Consider the following 20,751-nt stretch of genomic DNA (forward strand, 5'->3'; position numbering starts at 1 on the left):
GTAGGCTGGGTGTCATGGCCCGCAGTTCCGCCCCCGAGAAGCGCCCCGGCTTCTTCTCGCAGCTTCGCACCCTGTACACCTTCACTCAGAAGGCGTTCCCGTGGTTGCCGTACCTCCTGATCGGCATTGTGCTGCTCAGCATCGGCGTCGGCGTCGGGATCGGCTTCCTCATTCCGCCGGTTGCCGTGTGGAGCATCATTCTGTGGGGAATCACGGGCATCATGCTCGGCATCCTCGCGAGCCTGATGACTATGACCCGACTTTCGACCAAGGCGATGTATCGCAAGCTCGATGGCATGCCTGGTGCGGCAGGTCACGTGCTCTCTTCCTCGCTCGGGCGCAAATGGCAGTCCAGTGACATGCCAGTAGGCGTCAACCCCAAAACCCAAGAGGCGGTCTACCGAGCGATCGGCCGCGGCGGAGTGGTGATTGTAGGAGAAGGCTCTCGCGGCCGCCTCACGCGCCTCGTCAACGACGAGCGGTCGAAGGTGCAGCGCGTCGCGTCCGGCGTTCCGGTGCACGTGTTCTACGTGGGCAACGGCGAAGGCGATGTGCCGATCGGCAAGCTGGCGTCGACCATCAAGGCGCTCCCGAAGGCAATTGACCGTGCCACCATGGCCGCCGTCATCAAGCGCGTCGACTCGGTTTCGCAGTCGATCTCTTCGTTGCCCATCCCGAAGGGCATCGACCCCACGCGAGTTCGCGCACCGCGACCCCGCTGAGGTTGTGGGGCGCTGCCTCAGCGCCGCAGAAGAACCGTTCCGGCAGCCTTGTCATGGACGCCGCGGTTGTCGGCGTCCCAGATCACTGCCGGAATCACGAGCGCGAGCAGCACTGATCGAACGATCGGTCGCCACACACCCGGCCAGCCACCCGTGACACGCTGCACCGTCATTCCCAGCAGACGGTGGCCGGGACTCCCTCCAATCGTGGGAATGAAGACGATCTGGACCGCCACGAAAATGAGGATCGTCGCAATCGAGTCGTATTCGAAGAACGCGATCGAGATCAGAACGGCGGCGCCCCAGTCGATGATGATCGCCCACGCGCGGCGCCCGAGGGTCGCCAGGCTCCCTCTTCCCGCTTCGGGAAGCCCGAGACGTTTGCCGGGGAAGCTTCCTGGTGTAAGTTCATCGGGCATGAATTCAGCCTAACCAGGCGTCCGTAACACGCTCGAAACAATGGTGTCACTACGGGGCAATCCCCTCCGAGTACGTTGCAGAGCAAGCCCGCTGCGCGGGTCGCCCGATGCCCTACCTCTGGAGCCTCAATGTTCAAAGATTCATCCGAGGTGCTGGCCTTCATCAAGGACGAGGACGTCAAGTTCCTCGACATCCGTTTCACGGATCTCCCTGGTGTTCAGCAGCACTTCAATATTCCTGCTTCGACCGTTGACGAGGAGTTCTTCACGGTCGGCCAGCTCTTCGACGGCTCCTCCATTCGAGGCTTCGCGAACATCCACGAGTCGGATATGCAGCTGATCCCCGATGTGACGACCGCATACATCGATCAGTTCCGTGAGGCCAAGACCCTCATCATGATCTTCGACATCTACAACCCGCGCACCGGCGAGATTTACCACAAGGACCCGCGTCAGGTTGCGAAGAAGGCCGAGAAGTACCTCGCGTCGACCGGCATCGCCGACACCGCATTCTTCGCCCCCGAGGCCGAGTTCTACATCTTCGACGACGTTCGTTTCGAAGTGAAGCAGAACTCGAGCTTCTACAGCGTCGACTCCGAAGAGGGCGCCTGGAACAGCGGTCGAGTCGAAGAGGGCGGAAACCTCGGAAACAAGACGCCGTACAAGGGCGGCTACTTCCCCGTCAGCCCGGTCGACAAGACGGCCGACCTGCGCGACGACATCACGCTGAAGCTCATCGAGGCCGGGTTCATCCTCGAGCGCTCGCACCACGAGGTCGGAACCGGTGGTCAGCAGGAGATCAACTACCGCTTCGACACGATGGTCCACGCGGCGGACGACATCCTGAAGTTCAAGTACATCGTCAAGAACACCTCCGAGCAGTGGGGCAAGTCGGCGACCTTCATGCCGAAGCCGCTTTTCGGTGACAACGGCTCGGGCATGCACGTGCACCAGTCGCTGTGGGCCGACGGCAAGCCACTTTTCTATGACGAGTCGGGCTACGGCGGGCTGAGCGACACCGCTCGCTGGTACATCGGCGGTCTGCTGGCACACGCCCCCGCGGTGCTCGCCTTCACCAACCCGACGATCAACTCGTACAAGCGTCTGGTCAAGGGCTACGAGGCACCGGTCAACCTGGTCTACTCGGCCGGTAACCGCTCGGCCGCGATTCGTATCCCGATCACGGGCACAAACCCCAAGGCCAAGCGCATCGAGTTCCGCGCACCGGATGCCTCGGGCAACCCGTACCTCGCCTTCGCGGCGCAGCTGATGGCTGGCCTGGACGGTATCCTCAACCGTATCGAGCCGCACGAGCCGGTCGACAAGGACCTCTACGAGCTTCCCCCCGAGGAAGCAAAGAACATCCCGCAGGTGCCCAACTCCCTGCTGGACTCGCTGGAGGCGCTTCGTGCTGACAACGAGTTCCTCACGCGCGGCAACGTGTTCACTCCCGAGCTCATCGAGACGTGGATCGAGTACAAGATCGAGAACGAGATCAAGCCGATCGCGGCCCGCCCGCACCCGTTCGAATTCGAGCTGTATTACGGCGTCTGAACCTCGGTTCTGGCAAAGCGAAGAGCCCCGGGCAACCGGGGCTCTTCGCCCTTGCAGCTGTACTCACCCGTAAAAGAGCTTCTCGAACACCCGTCGTGAGCGTCTCGTCACGCCGAGATAGTCTTCCTCGACCTGCGTGGCCGAACGAGGTGGGTAATTCAAGAGTCGGCCGATGCCGTCGAGACGTTGTCGGTCCACAGGGAGAACGTCGCTGGTCTGCCCCGAAAGCAGGGTGTTGGCCGACCTCAGCCGACTCGACAGGCGCCACGCTTCGGCCAGACGATCGGCGGCGATCGCCGGTACAAGCCCCGCCTCTTGTGCGGCGCGCAGTGCCTCGATCGTGGACGTCGTGCGCATGCCGGGGATCGAATGGGCATGCTCGTGTTGGAGCAACTGGACGAGCCACTCCACGTCGCTGAGCGAGCCTGGCCCGAGCTTGAGGTGCCGGGCGGGGTCGGTGCCCTGCGGGAGGCGTTCGCTCTCGACACGAGCCTTGATACGTCGAATCTCTCGAAGGTCCTGCTGGTCGACGACCGCCGGATACCGCACATCGTCAGCCAGAGCCATGAACTCGCGGATGAGTTTGACGCTCCCGGCTACGCCTCGCGCGCGCAACAGTGCCTGCGCTTCCCACGACAGAGACCATCGCCGGTAGTACTCGGTGTAGGAAGCCAGTGATCGCGCCATCGGCCCGTTGCGGCCCTCAGGCCGAAGACCGGCGTCGAGATCGATCGGAACACGGTGATCTTCGGAGTAGTGGCGCAGGGCCGTGACGATCTGCAGCGCCAGAGCGTGTGCGCGCTGCGGGTCGACGCTATTGGCACGGTAGACGTACATGATGTCGGCGTCCGAGCCGAATCCGAGTTCTGCTCCCCCGAACCGCCCCATGGCGATCACCGAGAAGTCCAAGTCGGCGTCTTGAGCCGGAACGATCTCACGGCGAACCGCTCGAAGAGTCGCCTGAATCGTCACGTCGGTGATGGTGGTCAGGGCCTGAGCGACCTCTTCAATCGTGGCGGTGTCGACGAGCGCCCACATGGCGATGCGCAGCAGTTCGCGGCGTCGCAGAGCTCGTACCGACCGCATGGCATCGCCGACGTTGTCATGCCGGGTCTGGATCGCCCGTGCCTCTTGTTGCAGCGCGACGCCCGATCGCGGACGAAGCAGATCACGGTCATCGAGCCAGGCCGCGGATTCGGGGATCCACTCCATGAGTTCGCCGACGTAACGGGACCCCGACAGGACGTGGGTAAGGCGCTCGGCTGCGCCGGACGAATCACGCAGCATCCGCAAGAACCACGGAGTGTTGCCCAGTCGCTCGCTGAGCCGTCGGAACGCCAGCAACCCATAGTCGGGATCGACACCGTCGGCGAACCACCGGATCATGACCGGCATCAGGTGCCGTTGAATGGTCGCTTTTCGACTCAGCCCGCTTGTCAGGGCGGCGATGTGCCGAAGTGCGCCCGCCGGATCGGTGAAGCCGATCGCCGAGAGGCGATCATGCGCCTGAGTCGTCGACAGCGCGCGCTCTTCAGCGGGAAGTGCGGCCACGGCCGAAAGAAGCGGCCGGTAGAACAGGCGGACGTGAATCTCACGGACTTCGCGTTTGACCGCCTCCCACCGCGCCCACACGCCCGCGCCGGTCTCGTCGAGCTTCGTCGCTCGTGCGAGCACCCGCAGTTCGTCGGGACGCGCTGGCATGAGGTGCGTGCGGCTCAGCTTGCGCAACTGTGCGCGGTGCTCGAGCAGGCGCAGGACTCGGTAGTCGGTCGAGAAGGTGGATGCCTCGGTACGCCCGATGTAGCCCTCCGTCACGAGCGCATCGAGCGCATCGAGGGTTCCACGCTGCCGGATACGATCATCGCTGAGCCCGTGGACGAGCTGCAGAAGCTGGACGGTGAATTCGATGTCGCGGATCCCGCCCGGCCCGAGCTTGAGCTGGTAGGGAATGTCTTCGGGCGGAATGTGCTCGGTGACGCGCTCGCGCATACGTTGGACACTGTCGACGAAGTTCTCTCGCGCCGCGCTCGTCCAGATCTTGGGCTGGACGGCTGTGACGTACGCCGCACCCAGCTCGGGGTCGCCAGCGAGTGGTCGCGCCTTCAGCAGGGCTTGGAACTCCCAGCTCTTCGCCCAACGGTCGTAGTACGACAGATGAGAGTCCAGTGTGCGCACCAGCGCGCCTTGCTTGCCCTCGGGACGAAGATTGGGATCCACCTCCCAGAGCGGTGGCTCGATCTCGGTGCCTGAGATCCCCCGCATGGTCTGCACTGCAAGGCGCGTGGCGATGTCGACGACGCGACTCGGGCCAATCGCCTCGGTCGTGGCGTCATCGGCTCCGCCGACGAAGATCACGTCGACGTCGCTGACGTAGTTCAGTTCGCGCGCTCCGGCCTTTCCCATACCTATGATCGCCAGCTGGGTGGCGGCAACCTGCTCCCGCGGAAAGAGGCCGACCCCCGCCGCACCACCCGATATCCGCGTGCGGGCGACGCAGAGCGATGCCTCCAAAGCGGCGCCGGCGGCGTCGGCGAGAGCGGCTGCGACCGCCGGAATCTCATCGACGGGAGAATCGCTCAGCAGGTCATAGCTGGCGATGCGCGCGAGCATGCGACGATAGCGCACGCGGAGGGCGTTCCAGGATGCCTCTCCCCCGTCAGCGGCAAACCCATCGCTGGCACCGACCGATTCCAAGAGCGAGTCTCGAAGCTCGTCCGCACCGGGAAGCGTGTGCGACTCCGTCACCAATGCTGCAAGTTCTTCGGGATGCCGGAGGTAGAAGTCCGCGAACCCGGTCGAGGCCCCGAGCAACGCCCACAGGGCCGTCCACGCGCGGGAATCAGCGGCGACGGCCCGCACAGCGGCCGTGTCGCGTCTGGCGATGCGGGCAAGCGCTTCGAGCGCCGCGTCCGGGTCAGCAGCGACGGATGCCTCCGCCGTCAGTTGCTCGCGGGTGAGGCCCGCGGCATCCGACAATTCCGCAATCAGGCTCTCTGCCTCGGCGAGTTCGCCGAACCCGAGGCGTGCCAGCCCTGAACGCGAGGTGGAACGTGCGCCCGCAGACATGGGACGAACGCTCAGAGCATCTCGAGGTTGCTCTTCAGCTCGAACTGCGTGACTTGCGAGCGGTACTCCTGCCACTCCTTGCGCTTGTTCAGCAGAACGTAGTTGAAGACCTGCTCGCCGAGAGTTTCGGCGACGAGCTCGGACTCTTCCATGTACTCCAGCGCGTGATCGAGGCTCGCGGGCAACGGCGCATAGCCGAGCGCGCGACGCTCGGTGTCAGAAAGCGACCACACGTTGTCTTCGGCCTCGGGCGGAAGCTCGTAGCCCTCTTCGATGCCCTTGAGGCCTGCAGCGAGCATGAGCGCGAACGACAGGTACGGGTTCGCCGCAGAGTCGAGCGCGCGGTACTCCACGCGGGAGGACTGCCCCTTGTTCGGCTTGTACATCGGCACTCGAACGAGGGCCGAGCGGTTGTTGTGGCCCCAGCAGATGAAGCTCGGCGCTTCGTCGCCGCCCCACAGCCGCTTGTAGGAGTTCACGAACTGGTTCGTGACCGCAGAGATCTCGTTAGCGTGACGCAGGAGACCTGCGATGAACTGACGCCCAACCTTTGAGAGCTGGTACTGCGCTCCTTCTTCGTAGAACGCGTTCTGGTCGCCTTCGAACAGCGACATGTGCGTGTGCATGCCACTGCCGGGCTTGCCGCTGAGCGGCTTCGGCATGAAGGTCGCGTAGACGCCCTGTTCGATCGCAACCTCTTTGATCACGGTGCGGAACGTCATGATGTTGTCGGCGGTCGCGAGGGCATCGGCGTAGCGCAGATCGATCTCGTTCTGCCCGGGGCCACCCTCATGGTGGCTGTACTCGACCGAGATGCCGAGGTCTTCGAGCATGCGCACCGAGCGACGACGGAAGTCGTGCGCCGTGCCACCCGGCACATTGTCGAAGTATCCGGCGGAGTCGACGGGATCCGGTCCATCAGGACCGAAGGACGAGGACTTCAGAAGATAGAACTCGATCTCGGGGTGCGTGTAGAACGTGAACCCGGCATCGGCTGCCTTGGCCAGCGCACGCTTGAGGACGTGGCGTGGGTCTGCCACAGCCGGTTGCCCGTCGGGCGTGGTGATGTCACAGAACATGCGCCCGGTGGGGTCGATCTCGCCGCGCCACGGCAACGTCTGGAACGTCGTCGGGTCGGGATGAGCAAGGAGGTCGGACTCGTACGAGCGCGTCAGGCCTTCGATCGCTGAACCGTCGAAGCCCAGGCCTTCGGCGAACGCTCCCTCGACCTCGGCCGGCGCGATGGCGACGGACTTGAGTGTCCCGATCACGTCGGTGAACCAGAGGCGGACGAACTTGACTCCTCGTTCCTCGATCGTCCTCAGAACGAAGTCACGCTGCTTGTCCATCGCATCCTCTCGGGCCGTAGGGCTTCAGCCAGACTACTGGGCCGGGGCGTCGTCGCCCGTCAGGCCCCAGCCATCCTCGCGCGATTCCTCTTCGGACCACGCGCGTGACCGCTCTCGGAGAAGATCTGGCGCTTTGGCCGCTTCCTCCGCCGTCTCGAAGGGGCCCGCGCGGTCGATCGCCGGAGATGCGAAGCCGCGCTCGACTTCGCCGGTCGTCAAGTTGTACCAATACTTTTCGCTGTCGCCGGTCATGACACCGATCCTACTGATGGCGGTCGCTCGCCTGGATAGGCTGAGCGCATGGCAACTGAGGCGACACGCGCCGTAGGCGTAGACATCGGCGGCACCGGCATCAAAGCGGGCATCGTCGATCTGGAACAGGGCATCCTCATCGGCGACCGCATCAAAGTCGCCACCCCGGAGGGCGCAGAGCCACCCGATGTGTTGGCAGCGGTGACCGAAGTTCTCGACAAGCTCGGAGTCGCGGATGACGCGATCCCCCTCGGCGTGGCCTTTCCTGCGATCGTCAAGAGCGGCAAGACGCTCTCAGCGGCCAACGTGTCACAGAAATGGATCGGGTTCGAGGCTGAGAAGTTCTTCGAGAAGGGTCTGGGGCGCGACATCCACTTCGCCAACGATGCGGACGTCGCTGGCGTCGCCGAACTTCGCTACGGCGCGGCGAAAGGTCAGTCCGGACTGACAATTCTCACGACACTCGGGACGGGCATCGGATCGGCTCTGCTCTACAACGGCGTGCTGATTCCCAATTCCGAACTGGGCCACGTCCAGCGCGCCAAGCACGGCAAGGACGCTGAGGCCTACGCTGCCTATTCGGCAATGGAGCGCGAAGAACTGAGCTGGGAGAAATGGGCTGCGCGTCTCCAGTGGTACTACAGCCACATCGAGTTTCTCTTCAGCCCTGACCTGTTCGTCGTCGGCGGCGGCGTCTCGAAGCATGCGGATCACTTCTTGCCGTTGCTCGACCTGAATACACCGATCGTGCCAGCTGTGCACCGGAACAATGCGGGGATCATCGGGGCGGCGGCGCTCGCGCTCGGCTGACACTTCGGTCGGTCGCGGGGGAACCCCGCTGCACCAGAAAGAACGGGGCCGCGGCCCTGGCTGTGGGCTGAGTGTGGGCGAATGGGCCGGCCTGTACGCCGGGTTCTGTCCGGGGGCGTGAGCCCCGTGGACGGTCATCTCTCTCGGCGACACGTTGCCGTGCCGCTCTAGCGGCCTACCCGAGGACTCGGCGAGCCGCGTCAACATCCTCTGTCTGGCCTTGCTCCGGGCGAGGTTTACCTTGCAGGTCGCGTCACCGCGACCCCGGTGGTCTCTTACACCGCCGTTTCACCCTTACCGCGGCCGAAGCCGTGGCGGTCTGTTTTCTGTGGCACTGTCTCGCGGATCACTCCGGGTGGGTGTTACCCACCGCCCTGCCCTGTGGAGCCCGGACGTTCCTCGGTGCGCTTGCGCGCCACGTGACCGTCCAGCCGACCCATTCGCATCGCGAGTCTAGCCCGGTGGGCTGGGTGTCGCGTCAGTCCTTCATCGCCGTCTCGGCGATTCGCACGTCCAAGGGAAAGTCGATCGGGAAGCCTCCGAAGAGCAGTCGCGCGGCGGCGGATGCGGCATCCTGAACCGCCTTCGCAACCAATTCTGCGTGGACTGCGGGGGTATGGATCACCACCTCGTCGTGCAAGAAGAGCGCGAGGTGGGGTACACGCGAAGCCACCGGGCCTGACCTCAGCGCCGCGGTGGATTCTGCGACGGGCGGGATCGCGGCGAGTCGTCCGCGGAGGTCGGCCAACCACGCCAGTGCCCACTCGGCTGCAGTTCCCTGGACGACGAAGTTGCGGGTGAATCGGCCACGATCGCGGGCCCAGCGTCGGGCGAGGTCTACTTCAGCGCCGGATGCCTCAGCCTCGGTCGCGCGCGACTGCCCGGCTTGCCACTCTTCGCCGGGGCCCGGGCAGGACCTGCCGAGCCACGTCGAGACGATTCCGCCGTCCTCGCCGACGCGGGCGGCGTCGTCGACGAGATCCATCGCACGCGGGAACGTACGCCGCAGTCGCGGCACCAGCCGTCCAGAGTCGCCGGTCGTGGCACCGTACATCGCGCCGAGCATCGCGATCTTCGCCTCGGCCCGCGTGGTCACCGCGCCACGCTCCACGATGCCCGCGTACAGATCACGGCCCCGCGCGGCGTCGGCAAGCGCCACATCCCCCGCCATCGCAGCGAGCACACGGGGCTCGAGTTGCGCCACGTCGGCCACGACGAGCCGCCACCCGGGATCCGCGCGCACCGCAGCCCGGAGCTGGCGCGGAAGCTGGAGTGCGCCGCCGCCGGAGGATGCCCAGCGCCCGGTCACGACCCCACCGGGAACGTACACCGGGCGGAATCGGCCGTCACTGACCCACTCCGATAACCATGCCCACCCGTTGGCCGACAACAGTCGCGTGAGCTTCTTGTACTCCAGGAGCGGTTCGATCGCCGGATGCCGCTGTTCGGAGAGCTCCCACCGACTGGTCGACTCGACGAGGATCCCGGCCCGATGAAGTGCCCGCAGAAGCTTCGGCGGGGAGTCCAGGTTCGCGCCCGGGTCTCCAAGTGCTTCTCGGACCCGTGCAGCGGACTGTACGAGCTTCGGAGGCACCCCACCACTCATCGGTCGCTCCCCCAAGACATCCACCAGGATGCGCTCGTGCGAGGCGACGTCCCACGGCACTCCTGCCGCTGTCAGTTCGGCGGCGATCAGGGCGCCAGCGGATTCCGCGGCGACAAGCAGACGAAGCCGTGCGGGATCTTGCGATTGAGCCACGACCGTGCGCTGGCGGGCGAACTCCTCGAGCGCTTCATCGAGGCCGGACGGGAGGGTTGGCACACCGGAGTCGGAATCAGCGAGGTCGAAGAGCGTCGGCACGACTGGAGCTGACGTGAGCGCGGTCAACGACGCATCCCACTCGATCGCCTTACGAATGCCCTCGTCGTTCGTCACCATCGTGCTCGCGCGAAGAATCGCATGCGAGAGTCGGAGGTCGTGGCACTTTGCGACGCGCACGCCCGCGTTCAGCAGGCGGGTGTACCAGTGGGCGGCGTCGTTCCAGATCCACCTCGGCGAGGCGGTGCGTTCACGCTCAGCGACCCACGCCGGCATCTGCGCGTCGGTGAGCATCTCTCGGTATTGTTCGACGCCCTCGGAATCAAGCAATGCCGCGCAGTTTTCGCCAGCGACGCGTCCGAGTGCCACCCAGGTCGGAGCGGCAACGGAGCCCATCACCGCTTCGATCCGGTCAGAGCCCGGTTTCGTCGGCGCGCACGAGGATGCATCCGCACTCGGGGCACATCATCACGGTCTCATCCGTCGCCTGTCGAAGTTTTTGCAGGTCCGTGCCAGAAAGCACCATGTTGCATCCCTCACACGTGCGACGGCGAAGCAACGCTGCGCCAGTGCTGCGCGTTGCGACGCGGTCGTACAGGGCGAGAAGATCAGCCGGCACGGTCGCGGTGATGGCGGCGCGGTCGCGGGATGCTGCTTCCCACGCTGCCGTCGCTTCAGCCACGACCCGCTTGGCTTCGGCGCTCAGCTCGGCGCCCTCGGCGTTGTTGGCTGCGATCAGTGCCTCTTGCTCGGCCACGGACGCGTCCGATTGCTCGAGTCGATCCATCACGTCGAGTTCGATGTCTTCGAGATCGCTCTTGCGGCGAGCCAGCGCCTGGATCTCACTTTCCAGACCCTGCGCCACTTTGGAGTCCGTGCTCGTCGCGAGCCGACCGGAGTCGCGGGCGCTCCGCGCATCCACGACAGCGACGTCCGACTCGATGCGAGAAAGCTCTGTGCGCAGGTCGTCACGCGCGCCGAGGCGCACCGAAAGCTCCTGCGCCAGCTCCGATCGCTTGGCGATCAACTCGTGGACGCGCGCCGCCTGAGGAGGATTCTTCCGGGCATGCTCGAACTGCTGGATTCTGGCATCGAGCTCGGCGACCTCGAGGAGGCGGCGCTGGTCTGCGGGGCTGGCGTTCACGTGACCAACCTACCCCGGGCCGGTTTGGCTCAGAGCCCGAAAATCCACGAGGCAGCAACGAAGTCTGTGGTGGGCCCTGCCGGGATCGAACCGACGACATCCACGGTGTAAACGTGGCGCTCTACCAGCTGAGCTAAAGGCCCCTCCCCTCCAGTGTATGAGCATCGCGCGCTTCCGTCGAAGCAAAGAGTGCGTGAGGACTCGCTAGGCTATTGGCGATGCGTTTGTGCGCGGCCGACAAAGCCGTGTCCGCTTCTCGAAGGAATTCCTGGCACGATCTGCCAGACGACGAAAGGTCTTCCGTGACTGTCAACGATCAGGATCCGTACTCGCAAGACCGCCTCGACAGTGACCCGGAAGAGACTTCCGAGTGGCAGGAGTCGCTCGAGCAGCTCGTTCAGGCAAAGGGCCACGGTCGCGGCCGCGAGATCATGCTGAGTCTGCTGAAGACCTCGCATGATCTTCACCTGGGTGTGCCGATGGTTCCCACCACCGACTACCTGAACACGATCGCGCCTGAGAACGAGCCGGACTTCCCCGGTGACGAAGAGATCGAGCGCCGCTACCGCGCGTGGATCCGCTGGAACGCGGCGATCACCGTGCATCGCGCTCAGCGACCCGGAATCGGCGTCGGCGGGCACATCTCGACCTACGCGTCCTCGGCGGCGCTCTACGAGGTCGGCTTCAACCACTTCTTCCGTGGTCAGGACCACCCCTCCGGCGGAGACCAGATCTTCGTTCAGGGTCACGCGTCACCCGGAACCTACGCGCGCGCCTTTCTTGAGGGCCGGCTCACTGAGGCGCAGCTCGACGGGTTCCGCCAGGAGAAGTCCGCAGCTCCGAACGGCATCCCGTCGTACCCGCACCCCCGGCTCATGCCCGATTTCTGGCAGTTCCCGACGGTGTCGATGGGTCTCGGTCCGATCAACGCCATCTACCAGGCCATGGCCAACAAGTACTTGACCAACCGCGGGATCAAAGACGTATCTGACTCGCGCGTGTGGGCCTTCCTCGGTGACGGCGAAATGGATGAGGTCGAGAGCCGCGGCCAGCTTCAAGTAGCTGCGAACGAGGGCCTCGACAACCTCACGTTCATCGTCAACTGCAACCTGCAGCGCTTGGACGGACCCGTGCGCGGCAACGGCAAGATCATCCAGGAGCTCGAGAGCTTCTTCCGCGGTGCGGGCTGGAACGTCATCAAGGTCGTGTGGGGCCGCGAGTGGGACGACCTTCTCGCCCGTGACAACGACGGTGCGCTCCGCAACCTCATGAACGTCACACCCGACGGCGACTACCAGACGTTCAAGACCGAAGACGGCGCCTACGTGCGCGAGAACTTCTTCGGTCGCGACGAACGTGCCGCCGCTCTCGTCAAGGATTACAGCGACGACCAGATCTGGGGTCTCAAGCGCGGTGGGCATGATTACCGCAAGGTCTACGCCGCGTTCAAGGCAGCCGTCGAGCACAAAGGTCAGCCGACGGTCATTCTTGCGAAGACCATCAAGGGCTACGGCTTGGGTCCGCACTTCGAGGGTCGCAACGCTACCCACCAGATGAAGAAGATGACGCTGGATGACCTGAAGCACTTCCGTGATGGGATGCACATTCCGGTGACGGATGCTCAGCTCGAAGAGAACCCGTACGCCCCGCCGTATTACAACCCCGGCACGCAGGACGAGACCATCCGGTACATGCTCGAACGCCGCAATGCGCTGGGCGGATTCCTCCCCGAGCGCCGTTCGCACCACGTCGGGCTCGAGCTGCCCGGCGACGCGGCGTACGCGTTGCCGAAGAAGGGTTCGGGAACGCAGGAGATCGCCACCACGATGGCCTTCGTGCGACTGCTGAAGGATCTGTTGCGCGTCAAGGACTTCGGGCACCGGATCGTTCCGATCATCCCCGACGAGGCGCGCACGTTCGGGATGGATGCGTTCTTCCCGACGGCGAAGATCTACAACCCCAACGGTCAGCACTACACCTCGGTCGACCGCGAACTCCTGCTCGCGTACAAAGAGAGCCCGCAAGGACAGATCATCCACGTCGGCATCAACGAGGCGGGCGCTCTCGCGGCGTTCACCGGTATCGGAACGTCGTACTCAACGCACGGTGAGCCGCTCATCCCTGTGTACGTCTTCTACTCGATGTTCGGCTTCCAGCGCACCGGCGACGCTCAGTGGGCAGCGGGTGACCAGATGGCCCGCGGGTTCATCATCGGCGCCACTGCGGGACGCACCACGCTGACCGGTGAGGGTCTGCAACACGCCGACGGTCACTCGCACCTGCTCGCCGCCACGAATCCGGCAACGGTGTCGTACGACCCGGCCTACGGCTACGAGATCGCGCACATCGTGCGATCGGGCATCGAGCGCATGTATGGCGGCAAGCACCCCGACCCGAACGTCATGTATTACATGACGGTCTACAACGAGCCGATCATTCAGCCCGTCGAGCCCGAGGGTGTCGATGTGGATGGGATCGTTCGTGGTCTGCACCGCATCTCCACCGCTGAGGGCGAGGGCCCGCGAACCCAGATCCTCGCGTCGGGCGTCGGTGTTCCGTGGGCGCTCGAGGCGCAGCAGCTGCTTCGCGATGACTGGGGTGTGCAGGCTGACGTGTGGTCGGTCACCTCGTGGACCGAGCTTCGGCGGGACGGACTCGCCGCGGACGAGCACAACTTCCTCTACCCGCACGAAGATCCGCACACGGCCTACCTGACCGAGAAGCTCCGCGACGCCTCGGGCCCGGTCGTCGCGGTGAGCGACTACATGCAGGGGGTGCAGGACCAGATCCGGCCCTGGGTTCCACAGCGTTTCGCTACTCTCGGCGCCGACGGGTTCGGCTTCTCGGACACCCGCGCGGCTGCGCGACGCTTCTTCAAGATCGACGGCCCGTCGATCGTGGTGCGGACGCTTCAGGCACTCGCCGAAGAAGGCGCCGTTGATCGTGGGCTCTCCGCTCAGGCAATCGAGCGCTATCGTCTGCACGACGTGACGGCAGGCACGAGCGGGAACGCGGGCGGCGAGAGCTGACTCGTCGATGACCGCCGCGATTCCGAAGAAGGACAAAACTGAGACGCTGGCCTGGCTGCGGCGCATCTCGGGAGATCTCGCGACGGCTACGATCAAGCGGCTCGAGGACACCCTCCCCTGGTACGCCGACATGCCCCCGGCCCGCCGTTCGGCGGTCGGGCTTGTCGCGCAGGCAGGCATCTCGTCGTTCATCCAGTGGTATGACGATCCGACGTCCACGCCGTGGATTGCCGCCGACATCTTCGCCGCTGCGCCGCGCGAGCTCCTGCGCAGTGTGAGCCTCACGCAGACGCTCCAGCTCATTCGTGTGACCGTTGAGGTGACCGAAGAACGTCTGGTCGGCAAGGGCGATGATCTGCGCGAAGGCATTCTGCTGTACTCGCGCGACGTCGCTTTCGCCGCGGCCGATGTGTACGCACGCGCGGCCGAAGCGCGAGGCCTGTGGGACGCACGCCTGGAAGCGCTGGTCGTTGATTCCATCCTCACCGGAGAAGCCGACGAAGAGCTCCCGAGCCGGATTGCCGCGCTCGGCTGGCACGGCCATGGCGAGGTGTCGGTGCTCGTCGGGACCACCCCGCCCCTGTTCGACGTTGACCAGCTGCGGCGCACTGCACGCAAGCTCGGCGTGGATGTGCTGATCGGGGTCCAAGGCTCCCGCTTGGTGCTCGTCGTGGGGCGCGCCGAGGGCCCGGCACGCGATGAGACGGCGGAAGAACTCCCGTTCCCCGAGATCGCGAAACGTCTCGAGACCGGTTTCGGTCCGGGTCATTTGGTTCTTGGCCCCGCGGTGCCGGCGCTTGTCGAGGCCGGTTTGAGTGCTCGAGCCGCACTGGCGGGGTTCGCGGTTGCCCGCGCGTGGCGGCACGCACCTCGTCCGGTTGAGGCGGACGATCTGCTCCCCGAGCGGGCGCTCGCCGGTGACCCGCTCGCGAAGCAAACTCTCGTGGAGCGCATCTATCGGCCTTTGCAGGCGCACAGCGCCGATCTCGTGGCAACGCTGTGGAGCTACCTCGACAACGGCCGGTCGCTCGAGGCCACTGCGCGCGAACTGTTCGTCCACCCCAACACCGTGCGTTACCGGCTCAAGCGTGTGTCGGATGTCATCGGCTGGGACGCCACAGGGCCCCGCGAGGCCTTCATTCTGCAAACGGCGTTGGTGCTGGGATCCATCGGGACGGATGCGGCGCGCCGCCGTGCCCCAGTGTCCCGACGCCCCGCACGCTAACGTCGGACTGTGCGGCGCGCACAAACCTTCGCCGCATTCTTGTGCGAACAGAGCCAGAACGTGGCCGGGATGATTGGCAGGATGGGTAAGTGATCATCTCTGTCTTCCCCGGTCAGGGTTCGCAGTCCCCGGGCTTCCTCCTCCCCTGGCTCGAACTCGACGGTGCCGCTGAGCGCCTCGCGAGCTACAGCGACTGGTCCGGCGTAGACCTTGTCGCCGCCGGGACCGAGTGGGACGCCGATCGCATCCGTGACACTCAGGTCGCTCAGCCGCTCATCGTCGCCGCGAGCCTTCTGTCGTGGAATGCGCTGCCGGGCCACGACGCAGTGCCTGCCGTCGCAGGTCACTCGGTGGGTGAGTTCGCCGCGGCTGCGGCTGCGGGCATCCTCTCCGAGGAGGACGCGCTGCGACTCGTCGGATTGCGTGGCCGGGCGATGGCCGCGGCCGCGGCCGCGGCGCCTACCGGCATGAGCGCCGTGATCGGTGGGGACGAAGCATCCGTCATTGCCCGCTTGGATGAGCTCGGACTCCACCCCGCCAACTACAACGGCGGCGGTCAACTCGTCGTCGCAGGAGCGACCGAGGCGCTGGCCGAGCTTGCTTCTACACCTCCGGCCGGAACGCGGATCATTGCACTGCAGGTCGCCGGGGCCTTCCACACGCCCTACATGCAGCCGGCGATGGCTGCCCTACGCGCTGCGGCAGACGCCGTCGAGGTCACAGACTCCACGCGAACGGTCTGGACGAATCGTGATGGCACATCCGTGACCTCCGGCCGGGCCTTCGTTGACCTTCTCGTCGACCAGGTGGTCTCCCCCGTCCGCTGGGACCTCTGCATGCAATCGTTCAGCGCTGCCGGAGTCACCGGCATCATTGAACTCGCCCCCGCAGGTGCACTGACCGGGCTTGCCAAGCGCGCGCTGCGCGGCACCCCCGCAGTCGCCGTCAAGACCCCCGACGATCTTGCGGCCGCTGTCGCGCTCCTCAGCCCATCCGACGCATGACCGGAGCATCCCCCATGACCCCCAGCCTCATTCAGCCCACGGGCGTCCCACACACGCGCATCTACTCGTACGGAGCCGCTCGCGGCGAGATCGCCGTGCCGAACGATGATCTGGTCGGTCCGATCGATTCCAGCGACGAGTGGATTCGCCAGCGGACCGGCATCATCACGCGCATGCGCGCTGTGGCAGAGACCGATGCGATCGATCTGGCGACGGATGCTGCGCGCGAAGCGATCGCGAAGTCAGGGGTGGATGCATCCGCCATCGACGTCGTGATCGTCGCGACAGTCTCGAACCCGAAGCAGACCCCTTCCGTAGCGGCGATCGTCGCCGATCGTGTGGGGTCCAACCCCGCCGCAGCCTTCGACCTGAACGCCGCGTGCGCAGGGTTCGCCTACGGCGTTGCCCAGGCCGACGCGCTCATCCGCGCGGGCGCCAGCACCTACGCACTGGTCATCGGCACCGAGAAGCTCAGCGATGTCGTCGACCCGACTGATCGCAGCATCTCGTTCCTGCTCGGCGACGGCGCCGGCGCCGTCGTGATCGGACCGAGCGACACGCCCGGCATCGGGCCCACCGTGTGGGGTTCGGATGGGTCCAAGGCCGACGCGGTCGGTATGAACGCCACACTTACGCAGTTCCGCGATGGACAGGCGCCGTGGCCGACTCTTCGCCAAGAGGGTCCGACGGTCTTTCGTTGGGCCGTGTGGGAGATGGTGAAGGTCGCGCGACAGGCATTGGAGGCAGCGGGTGTCGAGGCATCCGATCTCGCCGCCTTCGTTCCCCACCAGGCGAACATGCGCATCATCGATGAGTTCGCGAAGCAGTTGAAGCTGCCCGACTCGGTGGTGATCGGTCGCGATATCGAGACCACCGGCAACACGTCGGCGGCATCCATACCGCTCGCGACACACCGTCTCCTCGACGAGCACCCCGAGCTGAGCGGTGGGCTCGCCCTGCAGATCGGCTTCGGTGCAGGCCTCGTCTTCGGCGCGCAGGTCGTCGTCCTTCCCTAGACCAGAGCATCCCCGACCATAAACTGGACAGCGGCCCGACCCGGGCAGCGAACCCCATAGAAAACAGGAGAACCCCATGGCATTCACGAGCGAAGAAGTCCTCGCCGGACTGGCAGAGCTGGTCACCGACGAGACCGGCATTTCCGCTGATGAGGTCGCGCTCGAGAAGTCGTTCACGGACGACCTCGACATCGACTCGATCTCGATGATGACGATCGTCGTCAACGCCGAGGAGAAGTTCGGCGTCACGATCCCCGACGACGAGGTCAAGAACCTCAAGACCGTCGGCGACGCCGTCACCTTCATCTCGTCGAACCAGGCGTAAGCAGCACTGTCTAGGGCTATGTCCTAGAGCTCTGGGGCTCTGCCCCAGACCCCCGGCTTGCTGACGCACACCCCGGTGGGGGCACCAGCCCCCACCGGCTCCACACACTGAGGAACACCCGCACACATGAGCACGTCACGCATCGTCGTCACCGGTATCGGCGCCTCTTCGCCCATCGGCGGAACCGCGCCCGACAGCTGGGCGGCTCTGATGTCCGGAGCATCCGGAACACGCACCCTCGATTACGACTGGGTCGCCAAGCACGACCTGCCGGTCACGTTCGCGGCGCAGGCCGCGGTGCGTCCCGATACGGTGCTCGAGCGCACTGAGGCCAAGCGGCTCGACCCCTCCGCACAGTTCGCGCTGGTGGCGGCACGCGAGGCGTGGGCAGATGCGGGTGAGCCCGATGTCGAGCCCGAGCGCCTCGGTGTGGATTTCGCGACCGGAATCGGCGGACTGTGGACGCTCCTCGACGCGTGGGACACGCTCAAGGAGAAGGGCCCCCGCCGAGTTATGCCGATGACGGTGCCCATGCTCATGCCGAACGCTGCGGCGGCCGCCGTCTCGATGCACCTGAACGCCCGCGCGTACGCCCGCACAGTGGCGTCCGCTTGCGCGTCCAGCACCGAGTCGATCGTCAACGCCATGGAGCATCTGCAGCTGGGACTCGCCGATGTCGTCATCGCCGGGGGTGCGGAGTCGGCGATCCACCCGCTGACGATGGCGGCTTTCTCCTCGATGCAGGCGCTGTCCAAGCGCAACGATGACCCGTCGCGCGCCTCACGTCCCTACAGCATCGACCGCGACGGCTTCGTCATGGGTGAAGGCGCGGCAGCCCTCGTGCTCGAGCGTGAAGAAGACGCTCGCGCTCGCGGCGCCAAGATCTATGCCGCTGTGGTCGGTGGTGGCATCACCGCCGATTCGTACCACATCACCGCTCCAGAGCCCGAGGGACTTGGTGCCTCGCGCGCCGTTCGTCTCGCGCTCGAGCAGGCCGGAGCGACTGTCGACGATGTGACCCACATCAACGCGCACGCGACATCGACGCCGACGGGGGACATCGCCGAGTACAAGGCTCTCCTGAGCGTCTTCGGAGACCGCGTGCATGAGATTCCCGTCTCGGCGACCAAGGCATCGACCGGTCACTTGCTCGGCGGTACCGGAGCGCTGGAGGCGGTCTTCGCGCTCCTCGCGCTACGCGATCGTCTGGCTCCCCCGACGATCAACATCTCAGAGCAAGACCCGGCTATCCCGCTACGGGTGTCGGGCTCGGCGATTCCCCTCGGTGACGGCCCACAGTTGGCGATCACGAACTCGTTCGGCTTCGGTGGCCACAACGCGGTCGCGGCTTTCACTACGGTCTGACACAGCAAACCCGCTTGCCCTCACACGCGAAGACGCCCCCGTTCCGGAAGCCTGGGATCGGGGGCGTCTGTCGTGTCAGGCGGCGATACGTGTTCCCCATTCCCGGGAAGTCGTCCTCCAAGCTCGGGTAGTTGCGCCTCGAGCCGCCTGAGTCTCTGTGCGGTGATTCACCCCACCTTGTGGAGCCAGACAACGGGTGCGTCATCGCTGGCGTGACGGAACGGATCGAGTTCTTCGTCCCATGCCGCGCCGAGCGCGATGTGCAACTCCCGCTGCAGTTCGAACGGGTCCCCGGCTGCAACCTCGAGTGCGTAGCGAATGCGGTCCTCGCCGATCACGACGTTGCCGGCCGTGTCAGTCTGCGCGAAGTGGATGCCGAGACCCGGCGTGTGCATCCAGCGGCCGCCGTCGCTGCGCGGTGTGGGATCTTCACTGACTTCGAAGCGCAGGTGCTCCCAGCCGCGAATCGCCGTCGCCAGGGCGGCGCCGGTACCGGCCGGGCCTTCCCAGTAGAACTCTGCGCGACGGCTGCCACCGAGGACGGGCTGTTCAGCCCACTCGAAGTTGACGGCGCGCCCGAGGGCACGGCCGACCGCCCACTCGAGGTGGGGGCACAACGCGCGTGGCGCGGAGTGAATGAATATCACTCCACGCGCCTGTGGTGTCGCCATGACTTCTCCGTTCCTTCAGGTGCGTCTTCCCCAACGACCTAAACGGGATCAATCTGGCGTGTTCAATTGTGCTGTTGCCATTCTCGCGCATAACCCCACGGAATGACAACAGTGTCATTCCGGCGCGTCGTACAACGGCGGATGCCTCGACCCAGGGCCGAGGCATCCGCCGTAGAGATCGTGCGAGGGGCGCCTCAGGCCTCGCTCATGGCCTGGACCGCCGCTTGGCCCCTGGCTGCGTAGTACGCGGCCCGTGCGGCGTCCTTGCGGGCCTGCTCGATGTACCCGGCGTCGAGGATGTCTTGATCGACCGGGAAGCTTTCGACCCGATTGCGGCCGTTGTACTTCTCGATGTACGCGTCGAGCTCGGGACCGGAGGTCCACGAAGTGATCAAGTTGTACCTCGGCTCTGTACCGACGTGGGTCGCAGCATGCCACAGGCGCTGCGTGTCGATGACGAGCTGTGCTCCGGCGGGTAGCGCGATGCGCACCTCACCTGCGGGGTCGGTGCGGTTCTCGCGGAGGACGAAGAAGCTGTCCTTGTCGTCGGTGAGGTTGAAGAATCCGCGCACAACCCACCCGGTGCCGTCCGGGTTCAGACGGTTGTTGTCGTCCTGGTGGAGGTTGTACAGGCAGTCGCCGTACGGAGTGGGCTGCAGTTCGATAACTCGGCAGCGGCCGACGTTCGCGCCGGGCTCTTGGGCGCGACGGGTGAGGTTCGGGGCCTTCGCGACCTGGGAGTCGATCCAGACTCCGTCCTTATCGGTGCGCGGTGGCTTGTGGTTCCAGAAGCCATTGCACTCGATTTCGCCAAATGCACTGGCCAGCGGTGCGAAGCGAGTGTCGCCCGAGGACTTCCAGTCGTTGTATTCGATGTCGAGCCACTCTTTGGGGTCGAGGGCCTGGTTGTAACTGTCGAGGACGACGTAGCCGGTCTCTTCGAGAGCGGCGGAGGTGATGTAACCCATGAGGTGGATCAGC

The 20,751-nt window shown here is 65.4% G+C and carries 17 protein-coding genes, 1 tRNA gene and 1 other RNA gene; 9 read left to right on the forward strand and 10 right to left on the reverse strand.

Annotated elements, in window-relative coordinates; translation table 11 throughout:
• Positions 1–14: 14 nt before the first annotated feature.
• Positions 15–722, forward strand: a complete 708-nt coding sequence (locus tag LG299_RS01835) for a DUF4191 domain-containing protein (RefSeq protein WP_404432973.1) — start codon at positions 15–17, stop codon at positions 720–722.
• Positions 723–739: 17 nt separating this feature from the next.
• Here the strand turns inward: LG299_RS01835 and LG299_RS01840 are convergent, their stop codons facing one another.
• Complete coding sequence (locus LG299_RS01840; protein WP_404432975.1) at positions 740–1,141, reverse strand: RDD family protein; 402 nt, start codon at positions 1,139–1,141, stop codon at positions 740–742.
• A 129-nt stretch (positions 1,142–1,270) separates the two neighbouring features.
• Between LG299_RS01840 and glnA (LG299_RS01845) the strand changes: the two genes are divergently transcribed.
• A complete protein-coding gene (gene glnA, locus LG299_RS01845) occupies positions 1,271–2,695 on the forward strand; it encodes a type I glutamate--ammonia ligase (RefSeq protein WP_404432977.1) in 1,425 nt (474 codons plus the stop codon).
• 63 nt (positions 2,696–2,758) lie between these two features.
• Here glnA (LG299_RS01845) and LG299_RS01850 read toward each other — a convergent pair whose 3' ends face one another.
• From LG299_RS01850 to LG299_RS01860, 3 genes are read right to left on the reverse strand one after another with little or no spacing between them, the layout of a single operon-like run.
• Entirely contained in the window at positions 2,759–5,761 is a 3,003-nt protein-coding gene (locus tag LG299_RS01850) for a bifunctional [glutamine synthetase] adenylyltransferase/[glutamine synthetase]-adenylyl-L-tyrosine phosphorylase (protein ID WP_404432979.1), read from the reverse strand.
• A gap of 11 nt (positions 5,762–5,772) precedes the next feature.
• Positions 5,773–7,110, reverse strand: a complete 1,338-nt coding sequence (gene glnA, locus LG299_RS01855) for a type I glutamate--ammonia ligase (protein WP_404432981.1) — start codon at positions 7,108–7,110, stop codon at positions 5,773–5,775.
• A gap of 33 nt (positions 7,111–7,143) precedes the next feature.
• Positions 7,144–7,362, reverse strand: a complete 219-nt coding sequence (locus LG299_RS01860) for an SPOR domain-containing protein (RefSeq protein ID WP_404432983.1) — start codon at positions 7,360–7,362, stop codon at positions 7,144–7,146.
• A gap of 48 nt (positions 7,363–7,410) precedes the next feature.
• Between LG299_RS01860 and ppgK the strand changes: the two genes are divergently transcribed.
• Complete coding sequence (gene ppgK, locus LG299_RS01865) at positions 7,411–8,172, forward strand: polyphosphate--glucose phosphotransferase (protein ID WP_404432985.1); 762 nt, start codon at positions 7,411–7,413, stop codon at positions 8,170–8,172.
• Positions 8,173–8,250: 78 nt separating this feature from the next.
• On the opposite strand, the gene rnpB is transcribed toward ppgK, so the two are convergent.
• The 4 genes from rnpB to LG299_RS01885 form a co-directional block, all read right to left on the reverse strand.
• Positions 8,251–8,611, reverse strand: an RNA gene (rnpB, locus tag LG299_RS01870) — RNase P RNA component class A.
• A gap of 39 nt (positions 8,612–8,650) precedes the next feature.
• Complete coding sequence (locus LG299_RS01875; protein WP_404432987.1) at positions 8,651–10,387, reverse strand: bifunctional 3'-5' exonuclease/DNA polymerase; 1,737 nt, start codon at positions 10,385–10,387, stop codon at positions 8,651–8,653.
• A 16-nt stretch (positions 10,388–10,403) separates the two neighbouring features.
• Positions 10,404–11,135: a zinc ribbon domain-containing protein gene (locus LG299_RS01880; RefSeq protein ID WP_404432989.1), complete on the reverse strand. Its 732-nt coding sequence runs from the start codon at positions 11,133–11,135 to the stop codon at positions 10,404–10,406.
• A 67-nt stretch (positions 11,136–11,202) separates the two neighbouring features.
• Positions 11,203–11,278, reverse strand: a tRNA-Val gene (locus LG299_RS01885).
• Between the two features lie 159 nt (positions 11,279–11,437).
• Here LG299_RS01885 and aceE point away from each other — a divergent pair.
• The 6 genes from aceE to LG299_RS01915 all read left to right on the forward strand — a co-directional run bounded on the left by aceE (position 11,438) and on the right by LG299_RS01915 (position 19,099).
• Entirely contained in the window at positions 11,438–14,164 is a 2,727-nt protein-coding gene (gene aceE, locus LG299_RS01890; protein WP_404432991.1) for a pyruvate dehydrogenase (acetyl-transferring), homodimeric type, read from the forward strand.
• Between the two features lie 7 nt (positions 14,165–14,171).
• Positions 14,172–15,389 carry a PucR family transcriptional regulator gene (locus tag LG299_RS01895; protein WP_404432993.1) on the forward strand — a complete coding sequence of 406 codons (1,218 nt, stop codon included), beginning with the start codon at positions 14,172–14,174 and terminating at the stop codon, positions 15,387–15,389.
• Positions 15,390–15,478: 89 nt separating this feature from the next.
• Complete coding sequence (locus tag LG299_RS01900; protein WP_404432995.1) at positions 15,479–16,393, forward strand: ACP S-malonyltransferase; 915 nt, start codon at positions 15,479–15,481, stop codon at positions 16,391–16,393.
• 14 nt (positions 16,394–16,407) lie between these two features.
• Positions 16,408–17,409, forward strand: coding sequence for a beta-ketoacyl-ACP synthase III (locus LG299_RS01905; RefSeq protein ID WP_404432997.1), 1,002 nt, complete (start codon positions 16,408–16,410; stop codon positions 17,407–17,409).
• Between the two features lie 76 nt (positions 17,410–17,485).
• Positions 17,486–17,734 (forward strand): acyl carrier protein, encoded by a 249-nt coding sequence (locus tag LG299_RS01910; protein ID WP_404432999.1) that lies wholly within the window; start codon positions 17,486–17,488, stop codon positions 17,732–17,734.
• 126 nt (positions 17,735–17,860) lie between these two features.
• Positions 17,861–19,099 (forward strand): beta-ketoacyl-[acyl-carrier-protein] synthase family protein, encoded by a 1,239-nt coding sequence (locus LG299_RS01915; protein ID WP_404433001.1) that lies wholly within the window; start codon positions 17,861–17,863, stop codon positions 19,097–19,099.
• Positions 19,100–19,266: 167 nt separating this feature from the next.
• Here LG299_RS01915 and LG299_RS01920 read toward each other — a convergent pair whose 3' ends face one another.
• A complete protein-coding gene (locus LG299_RS01920; protein WP_404433003.1) occupies positions 19,267–19,770 on the reverse strand; it encodes a DUF3145 domain-containing protein in 504 nt (167 codons plus the stop codon).
• 194 nt (positions 19,771–19,964) lie between these two features.
• Positions 19,965–20,738, reverse strand: coding sequence for a hypothetical protein (locus tag LG299_RS01925; protein ID WP_404433005.1), 774 nt, complete (start codon positions 20,736–20,738; stop codon positions 19,965–19,967).
• Positions 20,739–20,751 lie beyond the last annotated feature (13 nt).

Source organism: Microbacterium lacus, from assembly GCF_044794305.1.
Lineage (GTDB): Bacteria > Actinomycetota > Actinomycetes > Actinomycetales > Microbacteriaceae > Microbacterium > Microbacterium lacus_B.

Coding starts and splice junctions, on each gene's coding strand:
- LG299_RS01915 (WP_404433001.1), top strand. CDS start 17,861: ATGAGCACGTCACGCATCGTCGTCACCGGTATCGGCGCCTCTTCGCCC.
- LG299_RS01905 (WP_404432997.1), top strand. CDS start 16,408: ATGACCCCCAGCCTCATTCAGCCCACGGGCGTCCCACACACGCGCATC.
- ppgK (WP_404432985.1), top strand. CDS start 7,411: ATGGCAACTGAGGCGACACGCGCCGTAGGCGTAGACATCGGCGGCACC.
- LG299_RS01850 (WP_404432979.1), bottom strand. CDS start 5,761: ATGTCTGCGGGCGCACGTTCCACCTCGCGTTCAGGGCTGGCACGCCTC.
- glnA (WP_404432981.1), bottom strand. CDS start 7,110: ATGGACAAGCAGCGTGACTTCGTTCTGAGGACGATCGAGGAACGAGGA.
- LG299_RS01920 (WP_404433003.1), bottom strand. CDS start 19,770: ATGGCGACACCACAGGCGCGTGGAGTGATATTCATTCACTCCGCGCCA.
- LG299_RS01840 (WP_404432975.1), bottom strand. CDS start 1,141: ATGCCCGATGAACTTACACCAGGAAGCTTCCCCGGCAAACGTCTCGGG.
- LG299_RS01875 (WP_404432987.1), bottom strand. CDS start 10,387: ATGGGCTCCGTTGCCGCTCCGACCTGGGTGGCACTCGGACGCGTCGCT.
- glnA (WP_404432977.1), top strand. CDS start 1,271: ATGTTCAAAGATTCATCCGAGGTGCTGGCCTTCATCAAGGACGAGGAC.
- LG299_RS01910 (WP_404432999.1), top strand. CDS start 17,486: ATGGCATTCACGAGCGAAGAAGTCCTCGCCGGACTGGCAGAGCTGGTC.
- LG299_RS01925 (WP_404433005.1), bottom strand. CDS start 20,738: ATGGGTTACATCACCTCCGCCGCTCTCGAAGAGACCGGCTACGTCGTC.
- LG299_RS01895 (WP_404432993.1), top strand. CDS start 14,172: ATGACCGCCGCGATTCCGAAGAAGGACAAAACTGAGACGCTGGCCTGG.
- LG299_RS01860 (WP_404432983.1), bottom strand. CDS start 7,362: ATGACCGGCGACAGCGAAAAGTATTGGTACAACTTGACGACCGGCGAA.
- LG299_RS01835 (WP_404432973.1), top strand. CDS start 15: ATGGCCCGCAGTTCCGCCCCCGAGAAGCGCCCCGGCTTCTTCTCGCAG.